Here is a 26,901-nt window from a genome sequence, read left to right as displayed (position 1 = left end):
TCTCTGTAAGTTTGGTGCCACCGTAGCGGTGGCACAATTGTGCTTCGAAAACGGCCCTTCCCACGCCACTGTCGCATCCGCCAAACGGTCAAGCCGTGACGCGGAAGGTTAACTAACCCAGCTTTAACCAGCTATAGCTCCCTGAAGGGGAGTGAAAGTCAGCGAAACATATGAGTGAGACAAACTCGGTTTACCAGGCCTATCAGGCCAACACCTACCTTTTCGGCGGCAATGCCCCGTACGTCGAGGAGATGTACGAAAACTACCTGGCCAACCCCGGCAGCGTGCCCGATACCTGGCGGGATTACTTCGACGCCTTGCAGCATGTGCCTGCTTTGGATGGCAGCAACACCCGCGATGTGCCGCATCAGCCGGTCATCAACGCTTTCGCCGAACTGGCCAAACAGGGCAGCAGCAAAGTGGTGGTGCAAACCGGTGCCGATTCTGACCTGGGCCGCAAGCGCGTTGCCGTCCAGCAGCTGATCGCCGCTTACCGCAACGTGGGCGCCCGCTGGGCTGACCTGGACCCGCTCAAGCGTACCGAGCGTGAGCACATCCCTGAGTTGGACCCGGCTTTTTACGGCTTCAGTGATGCGGATCATGAAACCGTCTTTAACACCAGCAATACCTTTTTTGGTAAAGAAGTCATGACCTTGCGTGACCTTCTTAATGCTTTGCGTGAGACGTATTGCGGCACCATCGGTGCCGAATACATGTACCTCACCGACCAGACGCAAAAGCGCTGGTGGCAGCAAAGGCTGGAGAGTGTGCGCAGCAAACCCAACTTCGATGCCGAGAAGAAAAAACACATCCTGGATCGCCTGACCGCTGCCGAAGGCCTGGAGCGTTTTCTACACACCAAATACGTGGGCCAGAAGCGTTTCTCGCTCGAAGGTGGCGAGAGTTTCATTGCGGCCATGGACGAGCTGATCCAGCAGGCCGGTGCCCGTGGCGTGCAAGAAATTGTCATCGGCATGGCCCACCGGGGCCGTCTGAACGTGTTGGTGAACACCTTGGGCAAGATGCCTGGCGGTCTGTTTGCCGAGTTTGACCACACCGCCCCTGAAGACTTGCCTGCTGGCGACGTGAAATACCACCAGGGCTTCAGCTCGGACGTCACCACCCCCGGCGGCCCGGTGCATTTGAGCCTGGCGTTTAACCCGTCTCACCTGGAGATCGTCAACCCGGTGGTGGAAGGCTCGGTGCGCGCCCGCATGGACCGCCGCGCAGACCCGACCGGCCGCCAGGTGCTGCCAGTGCTGGTGCACGGTGATGCCGCGTTTGCCGGTCAGGGAGTCAACCAGGAAACCCTGGCATTGGCGCAAACCCGTGGTTACACCACCGCGGGCACCGTGCACCTGATCATCAACAACCAGATCGGTTTCACCACCTCCGACCCGCGCGATTACCGCTCCACGTTGTATTGCACTGACATCGTCAAAGGCGTCGAAGCCCCGGTGATGCACGTCAACGGTGACGACCCCGAGGCGGTGGTGATGGCCATGCAATGGGCGCTGGACTACCGCATGGAGTTCCGCAAGGACGTGGTGCTGGACATCATCTGTTTCCGCAAACTCGGCCACAACGAGCAGGACACCCCGGCGCTCACCCAGCCGCTGATGTACAAGAAAATTGCCCAGCACCCCGGCACGCGCAAGCTGTATGCCGACAAGCTGGCTGCCCAAGGCCTGGGCGCTGACCTGGGTGACCAGATGTTCAAGGCCTACCGCGCTGCCATGGACATTGGCCGCCACACGGTGGACCCGGTTCTGACCAATTTCAAGAGCAAGTACGCCGTCGACTGGTCACCCTACCTGAACAAGAAGTGGACCGATGCTTGCGACACCGCCATTCCGCTGGCTGAGTGGAAGCGTCTGGCCGACAAGATCACCGTGATTCCCGCCAGCGTGAACCCGCATCCGCTGGTCAAGAAGGTGTATGACGACCGCGCGGCCATGGGCCGGGGCGAGGTACCGGTGGACTGGGGCATGGGTGAACACATGGCGTTCGCCTCACTGGTGGCCAGCGGTTACCCGGTGCGCCTGTCTGGCGAAGACTGTGGTCGCGGCACCTTCACCCATCGCCACGCGGTCATTCACGACCAGAGTCGCGAGAAATGGGACACCGGCACCTATGTTCCCTTGCAAAACGTGGCCGAGAACCAGGCACCGTTCACCGTCATCGACTCCATCCTGTCCGAAGAGGCGGTGCTGGGTTTCGAGTACGGCTACGCCTCCAACGACCCCAACACCCTGGTGATCTGGGAAGCCCAGTTTGGCGACTTCGCCAACGGTGCCCAGGTGGTGATCGACCAGTTCATCGCCTCCGGTGAAGTCAAGTGGGGCCGTGTCAACGGCATCACGCTGATGCTGCCGCACGGCTACGAGGGCCAAGGCCCGGAGCACTCTTCCGCCCGCGTTGAGCGTTTCATGCAACTCGCCGCCGACACCAACATGCAACTGGTGCAGCCCACCACGGCCAGCCAGATCTTCCACGTGCTGCGTCGCCAGATGATCCGCAACCTGCGCAAACCGCTGATCATCTTCACGCCCAAGTCGCTGTTGCGTAACAAGGATGCCGCGTCCCCGCTGTCCGAGTTCACCAAGGGCAGCTTCCAGACCATCATTCCTGACCACAAGGCGCTCAAGGCCGACAAGGTCAAACGCGTGGTCGTGTGTTCGGGCAAGGTCTTTTTTGACCTGTCCAAGAAGCGCGAGGAAAAGGGTCTGGACGACGTGACCCTGATCCGTGTCGAGCAGTTGTACCCGTTCCCGCACAAGGCATTTGCCACCGAACTGAAAAAATACCCCAACGCCACCGAGGTGGTCTGGGCGCAGGACGAGCCGCAAAACCAGGGTGCCTGGTTCTACGTGCAGCACTACATTCACGAAAACATGCTTGAGGGTCAAAAGCTCGGCTACTCCGGACGTGCCGCCTCGGCGTCACCCGCGGTTGGCTACGCCCACCTGCACCAGGAGCAGCAAAAAGCGCTGGTGGAAGGTGCGTTTGGCAAGCTCAAAGGCTTTGTTCTGACCAAATAAGCGCGCCTGATCTTTATTGCACTGGCGCAAACCTCAAGAAATTTTTGAAAGAATTGTTATGGCACTCGTAGAAGTCAAAGTCCCGCAACTGTCCGAATCCGTGGCCGAAGCCACCTTGTTGCAGTGGAAGAAAAAAGTGGGCGACGCCGTCGCCGTGGATGAAATCCTGATTGATGTCGAAACCGACAAGGTGGTGCTGGAAGTCCCGGCCCCCTCAGCCGGGGTGATTGTGGAGATCATTGAGCCCAACGGCACCACCGTGGCGGCCGACCAATTGATTGCCCGCATTGACACCGAAGGTGTGGCGGGCGCTGTGGTCGCCCCGGTGACGCTGGCGATGGCGGCTGTGTCGGCTGCCGCTGCGGCGCCTGTGGCGACGGCTACCGTGCCCGCCAGCGCCTCCATGGCGGGTGTGGCCATGCCTGCTGCTGCCAAGCTGATGGCAGACAACCAACTGGCAGCCGGGTCGGTGCCAGGCACTGGCAAAGATGGCCGTGTGACCAAGGGCGACGTGCTGGCTGCGGTGGCGGGTGCTGCACCTGTTGCTGCCGCTAAAGTTGCCGCTGCGCCGACCATGCCTGCCAAGGCAGCTGGCGCGTTGTTGCCCCAAGTGGCCACGCCGGCCAGCAATCTGGCGGCCGAGCTGGCGGGTCGCCCGGAACAACGTGTGCCCATGAGCCGTCTGCGTGCCCGTGTGGCGGAGCGCCTGATCCAGTCGCAAAGCACCAACGCCATCCTAACCACGTTCAACGAGATCAACATGGCCCCGGTGATGGACATGCGCAAACGCATGCAGGACCGTTTTGAGAAAGAGCATGGTGTCAAGCTGGGCTTCATGAGCTTCTTCGTCAAGGCCGCCGTGCATGCCCTGAAGAAATTCCCGGTGCTCAACGCGTCGGTGGATGGCAATGACATCGTCTACCACGGCTATTTCGACATCGGTATCGCGGTGGGTTCACCGCGTGGCCTGGTGGTGCCGATCCTGCGCAACGCCGACCAGATGAGTTTCGCCGCCATCGAGAAAAAAATTGCCGAATTTGGCCAGAAGGCGAAAGATGGCAAGCTGGGCATGGATGAGATGACCGGCGGCACGTTCTCGATCAGCAACGGTGGCACCTTCGGCTCAATGATGTCCACCCCGATCATCAACCCGCCACAAAGCGCCATTTTGGGTGTGCATGCGACCAAAGACCGCGCCATGGTGGAGAACGGCCAGGTGGTGGTGCGCCCGATGAACTACTTTGCCATGAGCTACGACCACCGCATCATCGACGGCCGCGAAGCCGTGTTGGGCCTGGTGGCGATGAAAGAGGCGCTGGAAGATCCGGCTCGCCTGCTGTTTGATATTTGATAGCCCTGGGGGATAAACCCAAAAGAGCGCAGCTTTTTTGCTTAATTCCCTGCGGAGGTGTTAAACATTCATTCACCATGCCCAAGCAGTCTGTTTTAGCCCGCAGCGCGCATTGGGTATCTAACTACGCGAATGTCCCCCGGTTTGGGCTGTGCCCAAACCTCCTCCTTGATTTCGCTACGTCAGACACCCAACCCAAGCCGCTAGTCGCTGTTTGGGGGGGAATTCATTCATCAGCATGGCGTTTCGTCATGGACATTGGAGAGTAAAAAATGAGCAAACAATTTGATGTGATCGTGATTGGTGGCGGCCCCGGTGGCTACATTGCCGCCATTCGCGCCGCCCAACTGGGCAAAAACGTGGCCTGTGTGGACGAGTGGAAGAACGCCAAGGGCGGCCCGGCTCCGGGGGGCACCTGCACCAATGTCGGTTGCATCCCGAGCAAGGCGCTGCTTCAATCGTCAGAGCACTATGAGCAAGCCGCGCATCACTTTGCTGACCATGGCATCACGGTCAAGGGCCTGAGCATGGACGTGGCCAAGATGGTGGCGCGCAAGGACACGGTGGTCAAGCAGAACAATGACGGCATCCTGTACCTGTTCAAGAAGAACAAGGTCAGCTTCTTCCATGGCCGCGCGTCGTTCGTGAAGGCTGTTGAAAGTGGCTACGAGATCAAGGTCACTGGCGCAGCTGAAGAAAGCATTGTCGGTCAGCAAATCATCATCGCCACGGGGTCCAACGCCCGTGCGCTGCCGGGTACCCCGTTTGACGAAGAACTGATCCTGTCCAACGACGGCGCCCTGCGCATCGACACCGCACCGAAAAAGCTGGGCCTGATTGGCTCAGGCGTGATTGGTCTGGAAATGGGGTCGGTCTGGCGCCGTCTGGGCGCCGAAGTGACCATTCTGGAAGGCTTGCCGACTTTCTTGGGCGCGGTAGACGAGCAAATTGCCAAGGAAGCCAAAAAAGCGTTTGACAAGCAAGGCCTGAAGATTGAGCTGGGCGTGACCGTTGGCGAGATCAAAACTGGCAAAAAAGGTGTGAGCATTGCCTATACCAACGCCAAGGGCGAAGCCCAGTCGCTGGACGTGGACAAACTCATCGTGTCGATTGGCCGGGTGCCCAACACCATCGGCCTGAACGTGGAAGCCGTTGGTTTGAAGCTTGACGAGCGCGGCGCGATTGTGGTCGACGGTGACTGCAAGACCAATTTGCCAGGCGTGTGGGCGGTGGGTGATGTGGTGCGTGGCCCGATGCTGGCGCACAAGGCCGAGGAAGAAGGCGTGGCCGTGGCTGAGCGCATTGCCGGTCAGCATGGGCATGTCAACTTCAACACCATCCCGTGGGTGATTTACACCAGCCCGGAGATTGCCTGGGTGGGTCGTACTGAGCAGCAGCTCAAGGCCGATGGCGTGGCTTACAAAGCGGGTACTTTCCCGTTCCTGGCCAATGGCCGTGCCCGCGCTCTGGGTGACACCACCGGCATGGTCAAGATGCTGGCTGACGCCAAAACGGACGAAATTCTGGGCGTGCACATCGTCGGCCCGATGGCCAGCGAGCTGATTGCCGAATGTGTGGTGGCGATGGAGTTCCGCGCCAGCGCCGAAGACATTGCCCGCATTTGTCACGCGCACCCGTCTTTGAGCGAGTCCACCAAAGAGGCGGCACTGGCGGTGGACAAACGCACCCTCAACTTCTGATGCGTGGTCATGGCAACCGTGCCATCCTGCAACCTGGTCATGCCGGGTTATGGGTCGGCATCCATGCATCCGGCGTCATGGATGGCGGGTTGTGGCCCGCAATGACGGCCATTTTTCATACGCCGGGGTGGCTCAACGGCCACGCCAGTTAGCGCCAAGCTTGTGACTGTCAAAAAGATCTACCTGGAAGAGCTCGCGGCGCGTGGCTTCAGCACCGATCCGGCGCAGTTGCGCGCGGTGCAGGCGCTGGAGACGTGTTCGCGCGCCTGGGGCCATTTCAAGGAAAAGCGCTCCAACGCGTTCAAGAAGCTCATCAACCGCCCGCCGATTCCGCGTGGCGTGTACCTGTATGGCGGGGTAGGGCGCGGCAAGAGCTTCCTGATGGATTGCTTCTACCATGCGGTGCCCCTCAAACGCAAAACGCGCCTGCATTTTCATGAGTTCATGCGCGAGGTACACCGCGAACTGGCCGCCATGCAAGGCACCGTCGATCCGCTGGACCGGCTGGCCAAACGCATCGCCACGAAGTACCGGCTGATCTGTTTTGACGAATTTCACGTCTCGGACATCACCGACGCGATGATCCTGCACCGCCTGCTCAAAGCCTTGTTTGAAAACGGCGTGGGCATGGTGACCACCTCCAACTTCAAGCCCGATGACCTGTACCCCAACGGACTGAACCGGGACCGCCTGTTGCCGGCCATCGAGATGCTCAAGCGCGAGTTGCAGGTGATCAACGTCGACAACGGCACCGACTACCGCGGCCTGACCATGGAGCAGTTGCAGCTCTACCACACACCGCTGGGCCCTGAGGCCGACACGGCCATGACCGGTGCGTTTGAGCGCCTGGCCGAGCAGCAGGACCAGGACCCGGTGTTGCAGATTGAGTCCCGGGTGATCCAGGCGCGCCGACGCGCTGGGGGTGTGGTGTGGTTCGATTTCAAGGCCTTGTGCGGCGGACCACGCTCGCAGAACGACTATCTGGAGCTGGCGACACAGTTCCACACGGTGCTGCTCAGTGATGTGCCACAGATGGCGCCACGCATGGCGGCCGAGGCGCGGCGGTTCACCTGGCTGGTGGATGTGCTTTACGATCGCCGGGTCAACCTGATTTTGTCGGCCGCAGTGCCTGCCGATCAGTTGTACACCGAGGGGCAAATGGTCAACGAGTTTGCCCGCACCGTGTCGCGCATCAAGGAGATGCAGACGGGCGAATTTCTGGCGCTGGAGCGCCGTACTGTGGACACGCGGCTGACATGAAATCAAAGATTTGGGGATGTTTGTTGTTATCAGGCTGGTTGGCTGCCGCTGGCGCCCAGGAGGCGGCACCCTCACCGGATGCGCTGGATGTCACCATCGAGCGCCAGCGCATTGGCCAGGAACGGGCCGAGCATGAAGCGCGGTATTTACAGGCGGAGCGGGTGTGTTACAGCCGCTTTGCCGTGTCCGACTGCTTGCGTGATGCCCGCAAGGCGCGGCGCCTGGCCTTGGATGAATTGCGCCGCGAGGAATTGATCCTGAACGATCTGGAGCGGCAAAACAAGGCGATTGCGGCGCTCAAACGCATCGAGGACAAGCTGGCAGATCAGCAGAAAGCGCTGCAAGCACCGGCCGCGCCTGACGCGCCACGCTAACGCGGCTGACCCCGTCGCCGCAACGGTCATCCGGCTTTACGGGGCGGCCAACTCCACCTTGACGACCGCCAGCGACAGGTTGTCGCCACTGCCCTTGGCACGCAGGCGCGCTTTGTTGATCAGGAACTCGCTGGCCTCACGGGCCGACAGGGTGGTCAGCACCGAGCCCAGCTCGGCGTCGGTGAAGTAGTGCCACAAACCATCGCTGCAGACCATCAGTGTGTCGCCCGGCTGCAATTTGGCGACGGAATGGAGGTCCATCGGCGGCTCTTTCTCGGTGCCCAGGCAGCCCATCAAAATATTGGACTGCGGGTGAAAGTTGGCCTGTTCCTCCGTCAGTTCACCTTTGTTGACCAAGGTTTGCACATAGGAGTGGTCCTTGGTGCGCGTGACCAGCTGCTGGTCATGAAAGTGGTAGATGCGTGAGTCGCCGGCGTGCGCCCAGTGGCAACTGGCGTCCGGATTGAGCACGCAAACGGCAATCGTGCTGTGCGGCTCTTCCTCGGTGGAAATCGCCGTCAGCTTGATCACCATGTGGGCTTCGAGCACCAGTTGGCTGAGCATGGCCAGCGGGTCATCGGTGGCAGGGACGTAACGGTCAAACAGCTGCCGCGCCGTCATCATGACCTGATCGGAGGCCTTGCGGCCACCACTGCGACCGCCCATCCCGTCAGCCAGCACCGCCATCAAACACCCGGGGACCCGGTGATGGGTGATTAGGCTGACCTGGTCCTGCTGGTAATCCCGATCACCTTTGTGGATACCGGTTGACGCGGTAACCCGGTAGCCCTTGGTGCTCATGTCCTCACCAGAACTTCCACCACGGCTGCTCTTTGGTTTTGAAGCCTTGCGTCAGGTAGGGCGACTGCGGATAGTTTTTTTCAAGCACCCGCTTGGCATCGTCACGCAAGTCGGGCATGTTGAGTTTGTCGTAGGACTTGACGACCAGAAACAGCGCTTCTTCAATGGCCGGCACACCCTGGTAGTCGGTGATGGCTGTCTGCGCCCGGTTGATGGCAGCCAGGTAAGCGCCACGCTCGTAGTAATAACGCGCCACATGCACCTCGGATTCGGCCAGTGAATTCACGATGTAATTCATGCGCGCACCGGCGTCAGCGGCGTATTTGGAGTCTGGAAAACGGGTGATCAGTTCCTTGAAGGACTCAAAGGACTCTTTGGCCGCTTTTTGATCGCGCTCGGACAGGTCTTGCCGGGTCAGGAAGCCAAACAGGCCGAGGTCATCATTGAAATTGATCAGGCCTTTCAGGTACAACGCGTAGTCCAGCGCCGGGCTGGCCGGATGTAATTTCATGAACCGGTCCAAGGTGGCCACTGCCAGCACGGGTTCACCGTTCTTGAACTGGGCGTAGGCTTTGTCGAGTTGTGCCTGCTGGGCCAGCGGCGTGCCGGCGGCACGCCCTTCGAGCTTGTCAAACAGCGGCACCGCCTTGTCATACGCGCCCGTGCTGAGTTCGTCCTTGGCTTCCGCGTAGATCTTGTTCGGACTCCAGCCTGCCGTGGGATCGACGGGGGTCGTGGAACAGGCGCCTAACAGCAGAACGCCACACGCCAGGGAGCAGACGCGGGCAGCGGATAATTTGACATCAGGCATGTAGGACAGCTTTCTTGAAAAACAGTCATCAAATTATATCGACCCCCCCCTTGGCACCGGACAACGAGGGGGCTGACGAGGGCGGGTCGGAGGCTGAATGGCGGCCCTTGTCCTTTGACCCGGCACACCATGGCCTGCGGCTGGATCTGGCGCTGACCGATCTGGTGCCCGAGTTTTCGCGCAGTTATCTGCAGCAACTGATCGACTTGGGCAGCGTGCTTGTCAATGGCAAAGTCGTCAAGAAGGCATCGGCCAAGGTCAAGGCGGGAGATGTCGGCCAGATTGAACTGCGACCCACGCCGCAAAGCCAGGCCTTCAAGGCCGAGAGTCTGCCGCTCGACATCGTGTTTGAGGATGAATCGCTGCTGGTCATCAACAAGCCCGCCGGGCTGGTGGTGCACCCGGCGCCGGGTAACTGGAGCGGCACCTTGATGAATCGGCTGCTCGGCCACGACGCCCAGGCATTTAATTTGCCGCGCGCTGGCATCGTGCACCGGCTCGACAAAGACACCAGCGGCCTGATGGTGGTGGCGCGCACCCGCTTGGTGATGGACGCCCTGGTCCAGGCCATCGCGGCACGCACCGTCAAGCGCCAGTACCTGGCGCTGGCGCACGGCGCCTGGCAAGGACCGACGTTGCGGCAGGTGGACGCACCCGTTGGCCGTGACCCAGGCAACCGTTTGCGCATGGCGGTGGTCGATCTGTCCGTGAATGCAGGCAAGACCGCGCAGACCGACTTTGCCTGCCTGGCCACGGTGGACACAGGGTGTTTGCTCAAATGCACGCTGCACACGGGCAGAACGCACCAGATCAGGGTGCACCTGGCCTCGATCGGTCATGCCTTGGTGGCGGACCCGGTTTATGGTGGGGCAGCGGCTGCAGGCATGGCACGGCAAGCCTTGCATGCGGCCCGGCTGGCGTTTGATCACCCGGTCACCGGGCAGTCCTTGGTTTTCCGGGCGCCGCTACCACCCGATTTTGCGGCTGCGCTGGCGCACTGGGGCCTCAATTACAATAGCGCTTCTTTTTAGCCTGCCCTGCAGTGCGTTTGACGTGCCACCGATGACTTGTCGGTCCAGTTCACGTTTCCCAACTCTTGATGTGCCGCACCCTACAGGTGTGTTTTGACCGGAATTTGTCAACCATGAACGCGTTGGATGCCAAGCGCATCCTCGAATCTGCCTTGCTTTGTGCGCAGCAGCCTTTGCCTGTGCGGGACATGCGCGTCCTGTTCGGTGATGAGGTGACGGCTGCCACCATTGATGCCTTGCTGGTTGACTTGCAGGCAGACTGGGTAGAACGCGGCCTGGAACTGGTGTCGGTCGCCACCGGGTGGCGCTTTCAGAGTCGTCCGGACATCCGCGTTTATCTGGATCGTCTGCACCCGGAGAAGCCGCCGCGATACACCCGGGCCACCCTGGAAACCCTGGCCATCATTGCCTACAAGCAGCCGGTCACCCGCGGTGACATCGAGAATATCCGTGGCGTGACGGTCAATTCTCTTACCCTCAAGCAACTTGAAGACCGCGGCTGGGTCGAGGTCATCGGACACCGTGACACCATCGGCAGGCCGGCGCTTTTTGCCACCACGCGTCATTTTCTGGACGACCTCGGGCTGGACTCGCTGGACCAGCTGCCGCTGCTGACGTCACCCACCGGGGCCTCCGATGCGCTGGAAACCCTGCTGGCCAGCGAGTTGTCGACATCGGATATCGCACAGTTGACGGACATGCCAGCCAAAAGCTTGACACCCTCAGGCACCGCAGATCTCGACTGGTCTGATGACACCACCGCCAGCGCCAACTCTTTCGCACCCGCATCTGAACAGGACACACCATGACTGAACATTCCAACGAGCCCACCGTGCCCGCAGACGCACTCCCGGACGTGATCCGTTTTGAGGATGTTGTCTCCGGTGTCTTTGACGCGGTGGAGAGCACCGACGAGGCGGCGACGCTCAAACGGGTCTTGCCCCCGCAACCCGAGTCGCCCAAGCTGCACAAAGTGCTGGCCCAGGCGGGCATGGGGTCGCGCCTGGAGATGGAGCAAATGATCCTGGAAGGACGCATCACCGTGAACAACGAACCGGCGCATATCGGCCAGCGCGTTCAGTTTGGTGACCATGTCAAAGTCAATGGCAAGCCGATCCGCTTCAAGATCGCACCGCCACCGGCGCGTGTGCTGGCTTACCACAAGCCCGCGGGGGAAGTGGTCAGCCACGACGACCCGCAGAATCGGCCGACCGTCTTTCGCAAGTTGCCCAAGCTCTTTCAGGGCAAGTGGCAGTCTGTTGGTCGGCTTGACTTGAACACCGAAGGCTTGCTGCTGTTTACCAGCTCCGGTGAGCTGGCGAACAACCTGATGCACCCCCGGTTTGGTCTGGAGCGCGAATACGCTGTGCGGGTGCTGGGTGCGCTGACGCAGGAAGAAAAACACAAGCTGCTGGACGGTGTGCGCCTGGACGACGGCATGGCGCAGTTTGGTTCCATTGAAGACGGTGGCGGTGAAGGTTCCAACTGCTGGTACCGGGTGACCATTTCTGAAGGCCGCAACCGCGAGGTGCGTCGGATGCTGGAGTCGGTGGGGCATGCGGTCAGCCGGCTCATCCGTATCCGGTATGGCTCCATGGTGTTGCCGCGGGGACTGAAACGCGGCGCCTGGGTGGAGTTGGATGATGCGGACATTCGTCTGCTGACACGTGCTGCGCAAGCGCAAGGAGCCCATCCGCGGGAACCCGCCTCACTGCCCCCACCGGACAAGCGCAGTCGCACCGGGCGTCCTGCCAATGGGCCCCTGCGCGGTCCAGGCAAACCCGTGCGGGGGAGCGCCAATCGCGCCAAGCCACCAGGGCAGGGGGCCTCACCACAGCCGGATCCCCTGAAAACATCCTTGGGTTACATCGGTGCCGACAGCTTGTCCAGGCAACGGCAGGAGGCCGGCAAAAAGCGCTCCGGCGGTCCGGGCGCCGGGCGCCGGGCCGGTGGACGCAGCAGATGAGCCCACCCTTCAGGGCATAAGTCAGTCAGGCGCAGGTTAAGATCAAGGGCTTTGGTTGAATGACCAAAAATCACTTTTTATTCACAAGGAAATCCCATGGCTATCGAACGCACGCTCTCCATCATCAAACCCGACGCCGTTGCCAAAAACGTGATCGGCCAGATCTACGCCCGCTTTGAGGCCGCTGGCCTGAAGATTGTGGCCTCCAAAATGGCTCACCTGTCGCAACGCGAAGCGGAAGCCTTTTACGCCGTGCACAAAGACCGTCCTTTCTTCAAGGATCTGGTCAGCTTCATGATCTCGGGTCCGGTCATGATCCAGGCGCTGGAAGGTGAAAACGCCATCCTGAAAAACCGTGAACTGATGGGCGCCACCGACCCGAAAAAAGCCGCACCCGGTACCATCCGCGCCGATTTTGCTGACAGCATCGATGCCAACGCCGTGCACGGCTCCGACGCTGCCGAGACCGCCTGTGCCGAGGTGGCCTTCTTTTTCCCTGGCATGAACGTTTTTTCGCGCTGATCTCTGGCATGACCGTTGACCATTCACACGATGAACTCCACGCCCTGGCCAAGCGGCGTGAGACGATGCAGGTGCCTGGCTCAATGGTCAATCTGCTTGAGTTCGATCTTGAGGCTCTGACCGCTTTTTGTGAGCGGCTGGGTGAAAAGCGTTTTCGCGCCGTTCAGTTGTTTCGCTGGATCCACCAACGGGGGTGCACCAGTTTCGACGACATGAGTGACCTGGCCAAATCCTTGCGCGACAAGCTCAAGGGTGTGGCCTGTGTCCGCGCGATGGATGTTGTGTCGCAGCATGAATCTGCCGACGGCACCATCAAATGGCTGTTCGATGTGGGCGGTGGCAATGTCATCGAGTCGGTCTTCATTCCTGAAGACGATCGCGGCACGCTGTGTCTGTCTACCCAAGCCGGGTGCGCCATGGGCTGCCGGTTTTGCTCCACAGGCCACCAAGGCTTCAGCCGCAACCTGACCACTGGTGAGATCATCGGCCAGCTCTGGTTTGCCGAGCATTTTTTGCGCAAGCATCTGAAGCGTGATGAGCGGGTGATCTCCAACACCGTGATGATGGGCATGGGCGAACCGCTGCAAAACTACGCAGCGCTGGTTCCGGCGTTGAAAATGATGCTCGATGACCACGCCTATGGTCTGTCACGCCGACGTGTCACGGTGTCGACGTCGGGTCTGGTCAAGAAGCTGGAATTGCTCGGGCAGGACTGCCCGGTGGCGCTGGCGGTGTCTTTGCATGCCCCCAACAATGCGCTGCGTGATTACCTGGTGCCGCTCAACATCAAACATCCGCTGGAAGAGCTGATGCCTGCCTGTGTGAATTACCTGGCGCACGCGCCCAGAGACTTCATCACGTTTGAGTATTGCATGCTGGACGGTGTCAACGACAGTGATGCCCAGGCGCACGAGCTGGTGCAGTTGGTCAAGCACTACGGCCACTCGGTGTCCTGGTGCAAATTCAACCTGATTCCGTTCAACCCGTTTCCGGCCTCCGGCCTGCATCGCTCCAAGCCCGAGCGCGTGTTGGCGTTTGCCAAGGTACTGAGTGAAGCAGGCATCACCACCACGGTGCGCAAAACCCGTGGTGATGACATTGATGCGGCTTGTGGTCAGCTCGCTGGCGATGTGGTCGACCGCACCCGCGTCACCATCCGAATCGCCCGGCAACGCAGCGCCGAGCTGAATGCCGGCCTGGCGACCGATGCGAAAATCTGAACGATGAAAGCCACGATGAAGACTGTATGGACGCGTCGTCTTGACTGGTTGCTGGCAGGGTGTGTGTTGTGCAGCTGGATCACCCTCAGTGGTTGCGCCGGGCACGCCGGACTCACTTCAGCCAGTGAAAGGCATGACGACATCATCACCGAGTCTGACGAAACCGCCGAGCGCAAGCGGGCGCGGATTCGGGTCGAATTGGCCTTGGGTTATCTTGAGCAGGGCAAGCCAACCATTGCTCTGGACGAAATCAAACAAGCCATTTTGATTGATCCGACCTATTCGGACGCCTTCAGTCTGCGCGGTTTGATTTACATGCGGCTCAATGACTACGGCATTGCCGAAGAGAGTTTCAACAAAGCGCTCTCGCTCAAGCCGCGCGACGGCAACGTGTTGCACAACATGGGGTGGCTGAAGTGCCAGGATGGTCGTTATCCCCAGTCCATGGCCTATTTCAACCAGGCGCTGGCCAATCCGCTTTACCGCGAGCGGGCCAAAACACACATGGCGCAGGGCCTGTGTCAGATCAAGGCCGGTCAGCTGCCAGAGGCTGAGGCCAGTCTGGTCAAGTCTTACGAATATGACGCTGGCAACCCGGTGACGGGCTACAACCTGGCCAATGTTCTTTTTCAGCGGCGGGACAATGCGCGCGCACAGTTTTATATCCGTCGCCTGAACAACAGTGAGATGGCCAATGCTGAAACACTTTGGCTTGGCATCAAGATTGAACGCCGCATGGCCAATCTGGAGGCGATGAACCAGTTGGCGACGCAACTGGTCAAGCGTTTCCCCCAGTCCGAGCAAGCGGCGATGTACCAGCGTGGAGCGTTTGATGAGTGATCAAGTCCTTGGCGACCCTTTGCAGGACACTTCGGCCGACAAATCGCCTTCTCAGGCCGGTGCCATGCTCAGGGAAGCCCGTGAAGCCCAGGGCTTACACATTGCCGCGCTGGCGGTGGCGTTGAAAGTCACCGTCAAAAAGCTGGAGGCGCTGGAAGCGGGCCGGTTTGAAGAGTTGCCGGACATGGTGTTTGCCCGTTCGCTGGCGCTGAGCGTCTGCCGCTCCCTGAAGGTGGATCCCGCGCCGATCATGGCGAGTTTGCCGGAGTCTAAGCCCACCCCCTTCAAGGCGAAAGAAACCGACTTGAACACCACCTTCAAGGAGTCTGGCCCCGTGTCGCACCGGGGGTGGCAGGCGCAAATCTCGACCCCGCTTGGCTTGGCCGTTGTGTTCATCGTTGTGGCGATCAGCGCGATTGTGTTCTGGCCAAACAGGCCTTTGCTGGACGGTGAAGGCGCTTCGACGACCAGCGCATCGCTGCCACTCGCGTTCAACGAGCCGCCAACTGCCTTGCCAAGCGAAGTTGATGTCAGTGCGTCGGGCCCATCCGGCCTGGCTACACCCTTACCAGCGACAGGCCAGCAGGTGGCTGCGCTGGCTGCCCCGCCCGCTGTGCCGGTGAGCAATGTTGAAGCGGTGGCGTCGACCGGACCAGCGGCCACGTTGGACCCGCAAGCGTCAGCACCTTCGGCTGTGCTGGAGCTCAGTGGTCTTGGTGAGTCATGGGTTGAAGTGACGGATGCAACGGGTCAGTCCAAATTGCGCAGGATCATCCTCAATGGCGAGATGATCCGTGTGGCCGGACAATTGCCGCTGTCCGTGACTGTCGGACGCGCCGATAGGGTGTCCGTGGCGGTGCGTGGCAAGCCGCTCGATCTGACGCCGCTGGCCCGAGACAATGTTGCCCGATTTGAGGTGAAGTGATGCATATTCCCACGCCGATTGCTGAAGCCAACGCGCAAGGCAGAACAACCCGCCAGGCCAAGGTGGTCTGGGGCAGCCGGATCGTCACGGTGGGCGGTGACGCCCCCGTGCGACTCCAGTCCATGACCAACACCGACACGGTGGACGTCATCGGCACCGCCATCCAGGTCAAGGAACTGGCGCTGGCGGGCTCCGAGATGGTTCGTTTAACTGTCAACACGCCCGAGGCAGCACAGGCCGTGCCGCATATTCGCGAGCAACTGGACCGCATGGGCGTCGACGTGCCGCTCGTTGGCGATTTCCATTACAACGGCCACCGCTTGTTGACCGAGTTTCCCGACTGTGCCCAAACCTTGTCCAAATACCGGATCAACCCCGGCAATGTGGGCAAAGGCGACAAACGCGACCGGCAATTCGGCCAGATGATTGAAGCGGCCGTGCGCTGGAACAAAGCGGTGCGCATTGGTGTCAACTGGGGCAGCCTCGACCAGGCCTTGCTGGCTGATTTGATGGACCAGAACAGCCGCCGTGCGGTGCCATGGGGCGCCAAGCCGGTGATGTACGAGGCCTTGATCACCTCCGCCCTGGATTCCGCGCAACAGGCGGTGGAACTGGGCCTGGACCCGAACCAGATCATCCTGTCGTGCAAAGTCAGCGGTGTGCAGGATCTGATTTCGGTGTACCGGGAGCTTGCCAAACGTTGCAACTACGCCTTGCACCTGGGCCTGACCGAGGCGGGCATGGGCACCAAAGGCGCTGTGGCGTCGGCTGCGGCGCTGTCGGTCCTGTTGCAGGAAGGTATCGGCAACACCATCCGGGTGTCATTGACGCCGCAACCCGGCGAGTCCCGCACGCAAGAAGTCGTGATTGCCGCCGAGATTTTGCAAGCGCTGGAGCTGCGCTCGTTTGTGCCCAGCGTCACAGCCTGTCCCGGTTGCGGCCGCACCACCAGCACGACGTTTCAGGAACTGACCCAACGCATCGAAGAGTACCTGCGGGCCCAGATGCCACAGTGGCGCAGCAAGTACCCAGGTGTCGAAAAGATGAAGGTCGCTGTCATGGGCTGCATCGTGAACGGCCCGGGCGAGAGCAAACAGGCCGACATCGGCATCAGCTTGCCTGGCACGGGCGAGGCACCGGCCGCGCCGGTCTTTATTGACGGTGAAAAGCGCATGACCCTGCGTGGGGATGCCATTGCTCAGGAATTCCAGGCCATTGTTGAAGACTATGTTGAAAAGCGCTTTGGTGCCAACGCCGCAGCCAAAGTCTGATTGTTCGTTCCATGATTGACAAAGTACCCACCCCAACCGCCAACAAACTGACTGCCGTCAAAGGCATGAATGACCTGCTGCCGCCAGATTCGGCCACGGTCGAATGGTTGGAAGCCAAAGTGCGCGGCCTGATGGCCCGTTTTGCCTATCGCAACATCCGCACCCCCATCGTGGAGCGCACACCCCTGTTCGTCCGCGGCTTGGGCGAGGTCACCGACATCGTCGAGAAAGAGATGTACTGCTTTGACGACCGGCTCAACGGCGACCCGTTGACGCTGCGCCCGGAAGCCACAGCGGGCGTGGTGCGCGCGGCCATCGAACACAGTCTGTTGTATGACGGCGGCAAGCGCCTCTATTACATGGGGCCGATGTTTCGGCACGAGCGCCCGCAAAAAGGGCGTTACCGGCAGTTTGACCAGATTGGTGCCGAGGCGCTGGGTTTTCCTGGCGCGGACGTGGATGCCGAGCTGATTTTGATGGCCACCGCCTTGTGGGCAGAGATCGGCTTGACCGATGTGCGGCTCGAACTCAACAGCCTGGGCCAACCACCCGAGCGCCTGGCACACCGGCAAGCCCTGATCGCCTATTTGGAACAGAACATCGCGCTGCTCGATGAAGAAGCGCGCAGGCGGCTTCACAGCAACCCCTTGCGCATTCTGGACACCAAAAATCCGCACATGCAGAGCCTGGTCAACGCGGCGCCCAAGTTGCTGGACTTTTTGGGCGAGGCGTCGTTGGCGCATTTCAGCACCCTGAAGGCCATCCTGGACGCCAATGGCGTCGCTTACACGGTGAATCCCCGGCTGGTGCGCGGTATGGACTACTACAACCTGACGGTTTTTGAGTTCACCACCGATCGCCTGGGGTCGCAAGGCACGGTCTGTGCGGGCGGTCGTTATGACTATTTGTTCGAGCAGTTGGGTGGCAAGCCGACCCCGGCGATCGGTTGGGCTTTGGGTGTCGACCGCGTTTTGGAACTGGCCAAAACGGCCGGACGCCTGGGGACGGCCGCGCCGCTGGACGCCTATGCGATCGTCACAGACGTGGCGGCCATGCCCATGGTTCTGTCAACACTTCAAGCCTTGCGAAACTCAGGCATCAGTGTCCAGATGCACGCCAGTTCAGCCGATGGCATGGGCAGCATGAAAAGCCAATTCAAGCGCGCTGACACCAGTGGCGCACGTTATGCGCTGATCTTCGGGACCGACGAGGTGGCATCACAACAGGTCACCGTCAAACCTCTGCGTGATGCTGGCACTGCGCAAGTGACCCGCTCCCTGGCCGACTTGGCCGCCTGGGCCCCAACCCTACAATCCTGCGTTTAGCGAAGCACGACATGGCAAATCATTTGGATCTTGAAGAACAGGAACAGCTTGACCAACTCAAGCATTTCTGGAAGCAATACGGCAATGCCATCACCTGGGCATTGATCGCCGTTCTGTCGGCGTTTGCCGCCTGGAATTTTTACAACTATTGGCAGCGCAGCCAGGCCAACCAGGCCGCAGCCTTGTTTGATGAGGTGGAGCGCTCCATCCAGTCTGGCGACACGGCCAAGATTGACCGCGTTTTTTCCGACATGAAGGAGCGCTTTGCTTCCACCACCTATGCCCAACAGTCCGGGCTGCTGGCAGCCAGACACTATGCCACGGCAGGCAAGCCGGACGAAGCCAAAGCGGCGCTGGGTTGGGTGGCTGAAAAATCGGCAGACGCGGGTTATCAGGCGGTGGCCAAACTCAGGCTGGCCGGGTTGTTGATGGATGCCAAGGACTTGGACGGCGCTTTAAGCCAACTGGGTGGCGCGTTTCCAACCGGGTTCGAAGCCCTGGTCGCGGACCGCACTGGCGACATCCTGACGCTGCAAGGTAACACGGCCAAAGCCATCGAGCAGTATCAAAAAGCCTACAAGGCGTTTGAGCCGCGTACCGAATACCGGCGCCTGGTCGAAGTCAAACTCAATGCCCTGGGTGTTGATGTGCAGAGCAATACGCCGGTGGATGCCGCGCAAGGAAAGTAAGCCATGATCTCCCATTCCCCTGTCAGTCGGCTCGCCAAGCTGGGCCTGAGTGTGTTTTTGGTTGGCGTACTCGGCGCCTGCGCCAGTGGCTCCAGCGCGCCGCGCCCGGCGGAACTGGGTGCCAACCCCGCGCTGCTGGGTGTTCGAACGGCCTGGACAACCCCGGTTGGAAAAGTTGACTTCCCGCTGTCCGTCCACACCACACCGACGACAGTCACCCTGGCAAGTTCTGAAGGCGTGGTGACCTCTTTGGACGCCCGAACCGGTGCCGTGTTGTGGCGCAACAATGTGGGTGCACCCATTGCCGCCGGGGTTGGCAGTGATGGGCAATACGCTGCGGTGGTGACCCGCAACAACGAACTGGTGACGATGGCGGGCGAGCGTGAGCTTTGGCGCTCGCGTCTGGCCAGTCAGGTTTTTACTGCCCCGCTGGTCGCCGGACAACGCGTCTTTGTTTTGGGTGCGGACCGGGTCGTGTCCGCCTTTGACGCTGTCAGTGGCAAAAAACTATGGGTCAATCAGCGACCGGGCGAAGCTCTGGTGTTGCGCCAGGCCGGGGTTTTGATGGCGGTTAACAACACCTTGGTGGTTGGCCTGGCCGGGCGCCTGGTCGGACTCAATCCGCTCAATGGCACGGTGATCTGGGATGCGCCCGTTGCCACCCCGCGTGGCACCAACGACATTGAACGACTGGTGGACCTGGTGGCAGGGGTCAGCCGTGCCGCCAATGTGGTGTGTGTGCGTGCCTTCCAAACGGCCGCTGCTTGCGTCAACACCGACCGTGGTTCGGTGATCTGGAAGCAGGCGGCCTCTGGTGCGGTGGGTCTGCATGGTGATGAGCAGCAAGTATTCGGTGTTGAAGACGATGGCAAGTTGCTCGCCTGGAAATTGACCGGCGGCACCGAGGTGTGGCGCTCCGAACGCTTGCGTTATCGGCAGCTGACGGCGCCGCTGGTGCTGGGTCGGTCGGTGGTCACAGGCGACGCCACGGGCTTGCTGCATTTCATGTCGCGCGTGGATGGCACCCCGCTGACCCGTTTGACCACTGACGGGTCGGCCATCGCCGCAACACCCGCCGTGGCGGGCACCACGCTGGTGGCCGTCACGCGCAATGGCACAGTGTTCGGCTTTCAGCCCGAATAATGCGAGACCTATCCTCATGAAGCCCGTATTGGCCCTGGTGGGCCGCCCCAATGTGGGCAAGTCGACACTGTTCAACCGGTTGACCAAATCGCGTGATGCCATCGTGGCTGACTATTCCGGATTGACGCGTGATCGTCATTACGGCAACGGCAAGCACACGGGACATGAATTCATCGTGATTGACACCGGCGGCTTTGAGCCTGACGCAACCAGCGGCATCTACAAAGAAATGGCCAAGCAGACCCGGCAGGCCGTGGCCGAAGCCGACGTCGTGATTTTTGTGGTCGATGCGCGTGGCGGCGTGTCGGCGCAAGACCATGACATTGCCAATTACCTGAGGCGGTTGGGCAAAAACTGCCTGTTGGTCGCCAACAAGGCCGAAGGCATGCTCGAAGGTGCCCAATTGGTCGAGTTCTACGAGTTGGGCCTGGGTGAAGTCCTGCCGGTGTCAGCCGCGCACGGGCAGGGCATCCGCTCCTTGCTGGACCTGGCGCTCAAGCCTTTGAACCTGGAAGAGGGCGCTGACGACGACGAAGCGGCGCCCGGCGTGATCAAACTGGCAGTGGCGGGCCGACCCAACGTCGGCAAGTCCACCCTGATCAACGTCTGGCTGGGCGAGGAACGTCTGGTCGCCTTTGATCTGCCCGGCACCACTCGGGACGCTATTTCGGTGCCGTTCGAGCGCGAAGGCCAGAAATTCGAGTTGATTGACACCGCCGGGTTACGCCGTCGTGGCAAGGTTTTTGAAGCCATTGAGAAGTTCTCGGTGGTCAAAACCCTGCAAGCCATCGAGTCGGCCAACGTGGTGCTGCTACTGATTGACGCCACGCAAGGGGTGACCGACCAGGACGCCCACATCGCGGGCTACATCCTGGAAAACGGTCGTGCCGTGGTGCTGGCCGTCAACAAATGGGATGCGGTCGACGACTACCAGCGGGAGCTGGTGAAGCGCTCCATCGAGACGCGCTTGGCGTTTTTGAAGTTTGCCAACATGCACCTGATTTCTGCCCAAAAACGTCAGGGCTTGGGGCCACTGTGGGCGTCCATCATCCAGGCCTACAAGGCGGCCAACTGCAAGATGTCCACGCCCGTGTTGACGCGCCTGTTGTTGGAATCGGTGCAGTTTCAAAGCCCGAAGCGCTCGGGCATGTACCGGCCCAAGCTGCGCTACGCGCACCAGGGCGGCATGAACCCGCCGATCATCGTGATCCACGGCAATTCACTGGAACATGTGACCGATGCCTACAAACGTTTTCTGGAAGGCCGATTTCGCCAGGCCTTCGATCTGGTCGGCACACCGCTGCGCATCGAACTGAAAACATCCGCCAATCCGTTTGCGGACAAAGCTGACTGAAGTGTCAGGTTTTAGTGACATATTTATTGTGGATATCGTCGTTCTGAAGCCGATGCGGCGGATGGCTGTGGTATCGTGGCCCCCTCTTTAATTATCCGAACACGGAGAATATCGTGAACAACAAAGGTCAACTTTTACAAGACCCGTTTCTCAACACGCTGCGTCGGGAACACGTTCCTGTATCCATTTATCTGGTCAACGGCATCAAGCTTCAGGGTCAGATCGAATCCTTCGATCAGTACGTGGTGTTGCTGCGCAATACCGTCACCCAAATGGTTTACAAACATGCCATCTCGACCATCGTTCCAGGTCGTGCGGTCAATTTCTCTGCCACTGAGGGTGACCAACCTGCCACCGCCTAACAGCATCAAGGCACCCACCTTGCTGGTGGGTGTTGATTTTGGCCTCCCCAACTTTGACGTCGAGCTCCAAGAGCTCGGACTGCTGGCACAGACTGCGGGCTTGACGCCTGTGGCGAGGGTGACCTGCAAGCGCAGGGCGCCCGATGCGGCGCTGTTCATTGGCAGCGGCAAGGCAGATGAAATCAAATTGCTGGCCACCCAGTTGGGTGTCCAGGAAATTCTGTTTGACCAAAGCCTGAGTCCGGCGCAGCAACGCAATCTGGAGCGCCATCTGGAGTTGCCTGTCAACGACCGGACGCTGCTCATTCTGGAGATCTTCGGTCAGCGCGCGCGCAGCCATGAAGGCAAACTTCAGGTGGAACTGGCGCGGCTGCAGTACCTCAGCACCCGCCTGGTGCGTCGCTGGTCGCACCTGGAGCGGCAAAGCGGCGGCATCGGGCTGCGCGGCGGCCCGGGCGAGACACAGATTGAGCTCGATCGCCGCATGATTGGCGACAACATCAAACGCATCAAAGAGCGGCTGGCCAAGGTCAAGCGACAGCGCCACACCCAGCGCCGTCAGCGCGACCGGCGTGACACGTTCACGATCTCGCTGGTCGGCTACACCAATGCCGGCAAATCGACCCTGTTCAACACCCTGGTGAAAGCGCGTGCCTATGCGGCCGACCAGTTGTTTGCCACGCTGGATACCACCACGCGGCAGCTGTATCTGGGCGATGTGGGGCGGATGATTTCGCTCTCGGATACCGTGGGTTTCATTCGTGACTTGCCACACGGCCTGATCGACGCCTTTCAGGCCACGCTGCAAGAGGCGGTGGACGCCGATCTGCTGCTGCATGTGGTGGACTGCGCCAGTGACACCTACCTGAATCAGATCGCTGAAGTGCAGGGCGTCCTGAAGGAAATTGGCGCCGGTGACATTCCCCAGATTCTGGTCTTCAACAAGCTCGATGCCCTCGACGACACGCGTCGTCCGCCCGTGCTGCAAGATGTGTATGACCTAGGGGGTGTGCCGACCCCGCGTATTTTTCTGAGTGCCCAGGATGGCGAGGGCGTGGCTGCGCTGCGCCAGTTGCTCACCGAGGCGGTGCGCGCCAGGCGCCCAGCGGTGTCTGTGGCCACGGATTTCCCTCCAGACCATGAGGCTGCCGACTGATTCGGCACAATCGATCCCTATTAGATTAAAGCTGCTGCGATGAAACTTCAATTACCGACCTTTAGCCTGGCGCTTTTGCCGCGACGCCTTCAGGGAATGTTCAACCTCAATGACCCACGCTGGGGCCGCGGCGACGACAAACCCGCTGACAACGCGGGTGGCGATGACAACAAGCCAGCGCCGACCGGGGTGGAGCCACCTCGCAACGGTGACCGCCAACCGCGTGGGGGCCCAACACAAGGGCCGCCGGACCTGGATGAATTGTGGCGTGATTTCAACCGCAAGCTGGGTGGCCTGTTTGGCAACGGCAAGCCAAACGGGCGTGGCCCTGGCGGTGGCGATTCGGGTGGCGGCAGGGGCGGTCCAGGCAACTTCCAGCCGGACATGAAAACGGCTGGCATTGGCGCCGGGTTGATCGCCGGCGTGGCGGTTCTGATTTGGCTGGGCACGGGTTTCTTCATTGTCCAGGAAGGTCAGCAGGCTGTGATCACCCAGTTCGGCAAGTACCACAGCTCTGTGGGTGCGGGTTTCAATTGGCGCCTGCCATATCCGATACAACGCCATGAGCTGGTGTTTGTGACCCAAATCCGTTCCGTGGATGTGGGCCGCGATGCCATCATCAAGGCCACCGGCTTGCGTGAATCGGCCATGCTGACCGAAGACGAAAACATCGTCGAAATCAAGTTTGCGGTGCAATACCGCTTGAATGATGCACGCGCCTTCCTGTTCGAGAGCCGTAACCCGGCCGATGCGGTGGTGCAAGCGGCTGAGACCTCGGTGCGTGAAGTGGTCGGCAAGATGCGCATGGACAGCGCGTTATCTGACGAACGTGATCAGATCGCGCCCCGGGTGCGTGAGCTGATGCAGAAAATTCTGGACCGCTACAAGGTCGGTATCGAGGTGGTGGGGATCAACTTGCAGCAAGGCGGTGTGCGTCCGCCGGAGCAGGTCCAGGCCGCTTTCGACGATGTGCTCAAAGCCGGGCAAGAGCGTGAACGTGCCAAAAACGAAGCCCAGGCCTACGCAAATGACGTGATCCCGCGCGCGGTGGGTGCCGCATCGCGCCTGAAAGAAGAAGCTGACGCCTACAAATCCCGCATCGTGGCGCAGGCGCAAGGTGATTCACAGCGGTTCAAATCGGTGCTGGCTGAGTACCAGAAGGCCCCTCAGGTCACCCGTGACCGGATGTACATCGACGCCATGCAGCAGATTTACAGCAGCGTGACCAAGGTGATGGTTGACTCCAAACAAGGGTCCAACCTGCTTTACTTGCCGTTGGACAAGATCATCCAAATGACCGGACAGGTGTCGCAAGAGGTGACTGCGGTGCCAGCGGCGGCGCCGCCTGCCACTGTGCCAGACACCACGACCAGTGCCGCCGATGCCCGTGCCCGCGACGCTGCGCGTGCCCGCACGCGTGATACCCGCTAGGAGTTAACTGATGAATCGCTTAGGTTTTATTTTTTCGACCCTGTTGCTCCTGGTGGCTCTGGGAGCATCGACCCTGTTTGTGGTGGATCAGCGCCAGTTTGGCGTGGTGTATGCGCTGGGGCAAATCAAGGAAGTCATCACCGAACCCGGCCTGAATTTCAAGCTGCCGCCGCCGTTCCAGAACGTGTCCTACATCGACAAGCGTTTGCTCACCCTCGACAGTACCGACAACGAGCCGGTGCTCACGGCTGAGAAACAACGGGTGGTCATTGATTGGTACGTGCGTTGGCGCATCTCTGAGCCCACTGAGTACATCCGCAACGTGGGGACCAACGAGGCCGCTGGCGCCAGCCAGCTCAACCGGGTGGTTCGCAACGCGTTTCAGGAAGAAATCAACAAACGCACCGTGAAAGAACTTTTGTCCCTCAAGCGTGAAGCGCTGATGGATGACGTCAAGAACGAAGTGCTGACCCAAGTGCGCGGTGCCAAACCCTGGGGGATCGATGTGGTGGACGTCCGTATCACGCGGGTTGACTACGTGGATGCCATCACCGAATCGGTTTACCGCCGCATGGAGGCCGAGCGCAAACGGGTGGCCAACGAATTGCGTTCCACCGGCGCTGCGGAAGGTGAAAAAATCCGCGCCGATGCCGATCGCCAGCGCGAGGTGACGGTGGCCAATGCCTACCGTGACGCTCAGAAGATCAAGGGCGAGGGCGACGCAGAAGCCGCACGCACCTACACCGAAGCCTTTGGTCGTGACCCGCAATTTGCCCAGTTCTACCGCAGTCTGGACGCCTACAAGGCCAGCTTCGCCACCAAGGGCGACGTGATGGTGCTGGACTCCAGCAGTTCCGACTTTTTCAAGACCATGCGCGGCGGCGCATCTGCCAACACCAGCAAATAAGCATGGAGGCCGGCCTGAACAGCACCACGTTCTGGCTGGCCATTGGCCTGGTGTTGCTGGTGGAAGGGTTCATGCCTTTTGTGTCGCCTTCCACCTGGCGACAGACGTTTTCCCAGATTCTTCGCCTCACGGACGGCCAACTGCGTTTCTTCGGCTTGATCAGTTTGGTGCTGGGCCTGCTGCTGATTTGGTGGCTGGTCTGAGTCAGCTGGCGGCATTCGCCCGGTAGAATTCAGGTTTTAACAGCCTCCCAAAATACACATGTCTGCTTGGGTCCTGCCGGATCACATTGCCGATGTCCTGCCGTCTGAAGCACGGCACATCGAAGAATTACGTCGAGATCTGCTGGATGCGGCGCGTTGTTATGGCTACGAGTTGGTCATGCCGCCGTTGCTGGAGCATCTTGAATCGCTGTTGACCGGTGCCGGTGTGGCACTCGATTTGCAAACCTTCAAGCTGGTTGACCAGCTCTCCGGGCGCATGATGGGCCTGCGCGCCGACAGCACGCCCCAGGTTTCCCGCATCGACGCGCATTTGCTTAACCGCAGCGGTGTCACGCGCCTGTGTTATTGCGGCCCGGTGTTGCACACCTTGCCCGCAGGCCCCCATGCGACGCGTGAACCCTTGCAGTTTGGTGCCGAAATTTATGGCCACGCCGGTCTGGAAGCCGACATCGAGGTTTTGACCTTGGCGCTGGACTGCCTCAAGGCCGCCAAGTTGGAGAATCCCAGCGTCGACCTGGCCGATGCGCGCCTGATCAAAGCCATGTTGTCGGGCCTGTCCCTGGGCGCCACCCAGCTCGCTGCTTTGTACGCGGCCTTGGCGGTCAAAGACAGCCCGGAGCTGGCCTCACTGACGCGTGATTTGCCAGCCCACATTCGCCAGGGTTTGTTGACCTTGGTGCAGCTGTATGGTGACGCTTCGGTTCTGGATGAGGCCCAAAAGACCCTTCCGCCACTACCCGGTGTGGCCGATGCGCTACAGAATTTGAAACAACTTGCCAGCCACTTGTCGGGTGTCCGGGTGACCTTTGACTTGGCTGACCTGCGAGGTTACGCCTATTACACCGGCTCTCGGTTCGCCATCTATGCGCCAGGCGGCAGTGGCGCCTTGGCGCGTGGTGGGCGTTATGACCAGGTGGGTGCGGTGTTTGGCCGCAACCGACCGGCTGCAGGTTTCAGCCTGGATCTGAAAACCCTGGTGAGTGCCGTGCCTGCGCGGCCGCTGCAAGCGGCCATTCGCGCACCATGGCGCAACGAGCCGACGCTGGCTGGCGCTATTGCATCTTTACGTTCACGCGGCGAGGTGGTGGTGTGTGAACTGCCAGGCCATGAGAGTGAAGTAGATGAATTCCATTGCGACCGCGAACTCGTCGAGTCTGCCGGGCAATGGCTTGTACAAACAATTTGACTGAAACCAAG

25 protein-coding genes are annotated in these 26,901 nt (G+C 60.4%); 23 read left to right on the top strand and 2 right to left on the bottom strand.

The window, feature by feature from the left end:
* Positions 1-170: 170 nt before the first annotated feature.
* From LHU53_RS13620 to LHU53_RS13600, 5 genes are all read left to right on the top strand, one after another.
* The gene (locus tag LHU53_RS13620; protein WP_227333203.1) at positions 171-3,041 is read left to right on the top strand and encodes a 2-oxoglutarate dehydrogenase E1 component; all 2,871 of its coding nucleotides are present in this window, start codon (positions 171-173) and stop codon (positions 3,039-3,041) included.
* 58 nt (positions 3,042-3,099) lie between these two features.
* Entirely contained in the window at positions 3,100-4,392 is a 1,293-nt protein-coding gene (odhB, locus tag LHU53_RS13615) for a 2-oxoglutarate dehydrogenase complex dihydrolipoyllysine-residue succinyltransferase (protein WP_227333202.1), read from the top strand.
* A gap of 272 nt (positions 4,393-4,664) precedes the next feature.
* Complete coding sequence (gene lpdA, locus LHU53_RS13610) at positions 4,665-6,092, top strand: dihydrolipoyl dehydrogenase (protein ID WP_227333201.1); 1,428 nt, start codon at positions 4,665-4,667, stop codon at positions 6,090-6,092.
* A gap of 162 nt (positions 6,093-6,254) precedes the next feature.
* Positions 6,255-7,352, top strand: a complete 1,098-nt coding sequence (gene zapE, locus LHU53_RS13605) for a cell division protein ZapE (protein WP_227333200.1) — start codon at positions 6,255-6,257, stop codon at positions 7,350-7,352.
* Entirely contained in the window at positions 7,349-7,726 is a 378-nt protein-coding gene (locus tag LHU53_RS13600) for a hypothetical protein (RefSeq protein WP_227333199.1), read from the top strand. Before zapE ends, LHU53_RS13600 begins: the two co-directional genes overlap by 4 nt.
* Before the next feature lie 36 nt (positions 7,727-7,762).
* Here the strand turns inward: LHU53_RS13600 and LHU53_RS13595 are convergent, their stop codons facing one another.
* Both LHU53_RS13595 and LHU53_RS13590 read right to left on the bottom strand, forming a co-directional pair.
* Complete coding sequence (locus tag LHU53_RS13595; RefSeq protein WP_227333198.1) at positions 7,763-8,527, bottom strand: PP2C family serine/threonine-protein phosphatase; 765 nt, start codon at positions 8,525-8,527, stop codon at positions 7,763-7,765.
* 4 nt (positions 8,528-8,531) lie between these two features.
* Complete coding sequence (locus tag LHU53_RS13590; protein ID WP_227333197.1) at positions 8,532-9,338, bottom strand: outer membrane protein assembly factor BamD; 807 nt, start codon at positions 9,336-9,338, stop codon at positions 8,532-8,534.
* Between the two features lie 14 nt (positions 9,339-9,352).
* Here LHU53_RS13590 and LHU53_RS13585 point away from each other — a divergent pair, with 14 nt between their 5' ends.
* From LHU53_RS13585 to LHU53_RS13500, 18 genes are all read left to right on the top strand, one after another.
* On the top strand, positions 9,353-10,369 hold the full coding sequence (locus LHU53_RS13585) for an RluA family pseudouridine synthase (protein ID WP_370632303.1): 1,017 nt from the start codon (positions 9,353-9,355) through the stop codon (positions 10,367-10,369).
* Between the two features lie 113 nt (positions 10,370-10,482).
* Positions 10,483-11,178: an SMC-Scp complex subunit ScpB gene (gene scpB, locus LHU53_RS13580; RefSeq protein WP_227333196.1), complete on the top strand. Its 696-nt coding sequence runs from the start codon at positions 10,483-10,485 to the stop codon at positions 11,176-11,178.
* Positions 11,175-12,335 carry a pseudouridine synthase gene (locus tag LHU53_RS13575; RefSeq protein ID WP_227333195.1) on the top strand — a complete coding sequence of 387 codons (1,161 nt, stop codon included), beginning with the start codon at positions 11,175-11,177 and terminating at the stop codon, positions 12,333-12,335. The genes scpB and LHU53_RS13575 overlap by 4 nt, the downstream gene beginning before the upstream one ends.
* 96 nt (positions 12,336-12,431) lie before the next feature.
* Entirely contained in the window at positions 12,432-12,857 is a 426-nt protein-coding gene (gene ndk / locus LHU53_RS13570; RefSeq protein WP_227333194.1) for a nucleoside-diphosphate kinase, read from the top strand.
* Positions 12,858-12,940: 83 nt separating this feature from the next.
* Entirely contained in the window at positions 12,941-14,077 is a 1,137-nt protein-coding gene (gene rlmN / locus LHU53_RS13565; RefSeq protein WP_227333235.1) for a 23S rRNA (adenine(2503)-C(2))-methyltransferase RlmN, read from the top strand.
* 15 nt (positions 14,078-14,092) lie between these two features.
* Positions 14,093-14,917, top strand: a complete 825-nt coding sequence (gene pilW / locus LHU53_RS13560) for a type IV pilus biogenesis/stability protein PilW (RefSeq protein ID WP_227333193.1) — start codon at positions 14,093-14,095, stop codon at positions 14,915-14,917.
* Complete coding sequence (locus LHU53_RS13555) at positions 14,910-15,842, top strand: RodZ domain-containing protein (RefSeq protein WP_227333192.1); 933 nt, start codon at positions 14,910-14,912, stop codon at positions 15,840-15,842. Before pilW ends, LHU53_RS13555 begins: the two co-directional genes overlap by 8 nt.
* Positions 15,842-17,113 carry a flavodoxin-dependent (E)-4-hydroxy-3-methylbut-2-enyl-diphosphate synthase gene (gene ispG, locus LHU53_RS13550; RefSeq protein WP_227333191.1) on the top strand — a complete coding sequence of 424 codons (1,272 nt, stop codon included), beginning with the start codon at positions 15,842-15,844 and terminating at the stop codon, positions 17,111-17,113. Before LHU53_RS13555 ends, ispG begins: the two co-directional genes overlap by 1 nt.
* Positions 17,114-17,124: 11 nt before the next feature.
* A complete protein-coding gene (gene hisS / locus LHU53_RS13545; RefSeq protein WP_227333190.1) occupies positions 17,125-18,438 on the top strand; it encodes a histidine--tRNA ligase in 1,314 nt (437 codons plus the stop codon).
* An 11-nt stretch (positions 18,439-18,449) separates the two neighbouring features.
* Complete coding sequence (locus LHU53_RS13540) at positions 18,450-19,127, top strand: tetratricopeptide repeat protein (protein ID WP_227333189.1); 678 nt, start codon at positions 18,450-18,452, stop codon at positions 19,125-19,127.
* A 3-nt stretch (positions 19,128-19,130) separates the two neighbouring features.
* Positions 19,131-20,270, top strand: coding sequence for an outer membrane protein assembly factor BamB (gene bamB / locus LHU53_RS13535; protein WP_227333188.1), 1,140 nt, complete (start codon positions 19,131-19,133; stop codon positions 20,268-20,270).
* Between the two features lie 16 nt (positions 20,271-20,286).
* On the top strand, positions 20,287-21,624 hold the full coding sequence (der, locus tag LHU53_RS13530) for a ribosome biogenesis GTPase Der (protein ID WP_227333187.1): 1,338 nt from the start codon (positions 20,287-20,289) through the stop codon (positions 21,622-21,624).
* Between the two features lie 113 nt (positions 21,625-21,737).
* A complete protein-coding gene (gene hfq / locus LHU53_RS13525) occupies positions 21,738-21,986 on the top strand; it encodes an RNA chaperone Hfq (protein WP_227333186.1) in 249 nt (82 codons plus the stop codon).
* A complete protein-coding gene (gene hflX / locus LHU53_RS13520; protein WP_227333185.1) occupies positions 21,964-23,142 on the top strand; it encodes a GTPase HflX in 1,179 nt (392 codons plus the stop codon). The genes hfq and hflX overlap by 23 nt, the downstream gene beginning before the upstream one ends.
* Before the next feature lie 39 nt (positions 23,143-23,181).
* Entirely contained in the window at positions 23,182-24,573 is a 1,392-nt protein-coding gene (hflK, locus tag LHU53_RS13515) for an FtsH protease activity modulator HflK (protein ID WP_227333184.1), read from the top strand.
* 10 nt (positions 24,574-24,583) lie between these two features.
* Positions 24,584-25,480 carry a protease modulator HflC gene (gene hflC / locus LHU53_RS13510; protein ID WP_227333183.1) on the top strand — a complete coding sequence of 299 codons (897 nt, stop codon included), beginning with the start codon at positions 24,584-24,586 and terminating at the stop codon, positions 25,478-25,480.
* A gap of 2 nt (positions 25,481-25,482) precedes the next feature.
* A complete protein-coding gene (locus tag LHU53_RS13505; protein ID WP_227333182.1) occupies positions 25,483-25,683 on the top strand; it encodes a DUF2065 domain-containing protein in 201 nt (66 codons plus the stop codon).
* Positions 25,684-25,741: 58 nt separating this feature from the next.
* On the top strand, positions 25,742-26,890 hold the full coding sequence (locus LHU53_RS13500; protein ID WP_227333181.1) for an ATP phosphoribosyltransferase regulatory subunit: 1,149 nt from the start codon (positions 25,742-25,744) through the stop codon (positions 26,888-26,890).
* Positions 26,891-26,901 lie beyond the last annotated feature (11 nt).

The organism is Rhodoferax sp. U2-2l, from assembly GCF_020594515.1.
Taxonomy (GTDB): domain Bacteria; phylum Pseudomonadota; class Gammaproteobacteria; order Burkholderiales; family Burkholderiaceae_C; genus Rhodoferax.
The sequence above is the reverse complement of the archived record's forward strand: the minus strand, read 5'-3'. Positions and strand labels throughout refer to the sequence as shown.

What these genes read in the sequence shown, in the direction of transcription:
- LHU53_RS13620 (WP_227333203.1), top strand. Translation starts at nt 171, where the DNA reads ATGAGTGAGACAAACTCGGTTTACCAGGCCTATCAGGCCAACACCTAC.
- odhB (WP_227333202.1), top strand. Translation starts at nt 3,100, where the DNA reads ATGGCACTCGTAGAAGTCAAAGTCCCGCAACTGTCCGAATCCGTGGCC.
- lpdA (WP_227333201.1), top strand. Translation starts at nt 4,665, where the DNA reads ATGAGCAAACAATTTGATGTGATCGTGATTGGTGGCGGCCCCGGTGGC.
- LHU53_RS13600 (WP_227333199.1), top strand. Translation starts at nt 7,349, where the DNA reads ATGAAATCAAAGATTTGGGGATGTTTGTTGTTATCAGGCTGGTTGGCT.
- LHU53_RS13595 (WP_227333198.1), bottom strand. Translation starts at nt 8,527, where the DNA reads ATGAGCACCAAGGGCTACCGGGTTACCGCGTCAACCGGTATCCACAAA.
- LHU53_RS13590 (WP_227333197.1), bottom strand. Translation starts at nt 9,338, where the DNA reads ATGCCTGATGTCAAATTATCCGCTGCCCGCGTCTGCTCCCTGGCGTGT.
- scpB (WP_227333196.1), top strand. Translation starts at nt 10,483, where the DNA reads ATGAACGCGTTGGATGCCAAGCGCATCCTCGAATCTGCCTTGCTTTGT.
- LHU53_RS13575 (WP_227333195.1), top strand. Translation starts at nt 11,175, where the DNA reads ATGACTGAACATTCCAACGAGCCCACCGTGCCCGCAGACGCACTCCCG.
- ndk (WP_227333194.1), top strand. Translation starts at nt 12,432, where the DNA reads ATGGCTATCGAACGCACGCTCTCCATCATCAAACCCGACGCCGTTGCC.
- rlmN (WP_227333235.1), top strand. Translation starts at nt 12,941, where the DNA reads ATGGTCAATCTGCTTGAGTTCGATCTTGAGGCTCTGACCGCTTTTTGT.
- pilW (WP_227333193.1), top strand. Translation starts at nt 14,093, where the DNA reads ATGAAGACTGTATGGACGCGTCGTCTTGACTGGTTGCTGGCAGGGTGT.
- LHU53_RS13555 (WP_227333192.1), top strand. Translation starts at nt 14,910, where the DNA reads ATGAGTGATCAAGTCCTTGGCGACCCTTTGCAGGACACTTCGGCCGAC.
- ispG (WP_227333191.1), top strand. Translation starts at nt 15,842, where the DNA reads ATGCATATTCCCACGCCGATTGCTGAAGCCAACGCGCAAGGCAGAACA.
- hisS (WP_227333190.1), top strand. Translation starts at nt 17,125, where the DNA reads ATGATTGACAAAGTACCCACCCCAACCGCCAACAAACTGACTGCCGTC.
- LHU53_RS13540 (WP_227333189.1), top strand. Translation starts at nt 18,450, where the DNA reads ATGGCAAATCATTTGGATCTTGAAGAACAGGAACAGCTTGACCAACTC.
- bamB (WP_227333188.1), top strand. Translation starts at nt 19,131, where the DNA reads ATGATCTCCCATTCCCCTGTCAGTCGGCTCGCCAAGCTGGGCCTGAGT.
- der (WP_227333187.1), top strand. Translation starts at nt 20,287, where the DNA reads ATGAAGCCCGTATTGGCCCTGGTGGGCCGCCCCAATGTGGGCAAGTCG.
- hflK (WP_227333184.1), top strand. Translation starts at nt 23,182, where the DNA reads ATGAAACTTCAATTACCGACCTTTAGCCTGGCGCTTTTGCCGCGACGC.
- hflC (WP_227333183.1), top strand. Translation starts at nt 24,584, where the DNA reads ATGAATCGCTTAGGTTTTATTTTTTCGACCCTGTTGCTCCTGGTGGCT.
- LHU53_RS13505 (WP_227333182.1), top strand. Translation starts at nt 25,483, where the DNA reads ATGGAGGCCGGCCTGAACAGCACCACGTTCTGGCTGGCCATTGGCCTG.
- LHU53_RS13500 (WP_227333181.1), top strand. Translation starts at nt 25,742, where the DNA reads ATGTCTGCTTGGGTCCTGCCGGATCACATTGCCGATGTCCTGCCGTCT.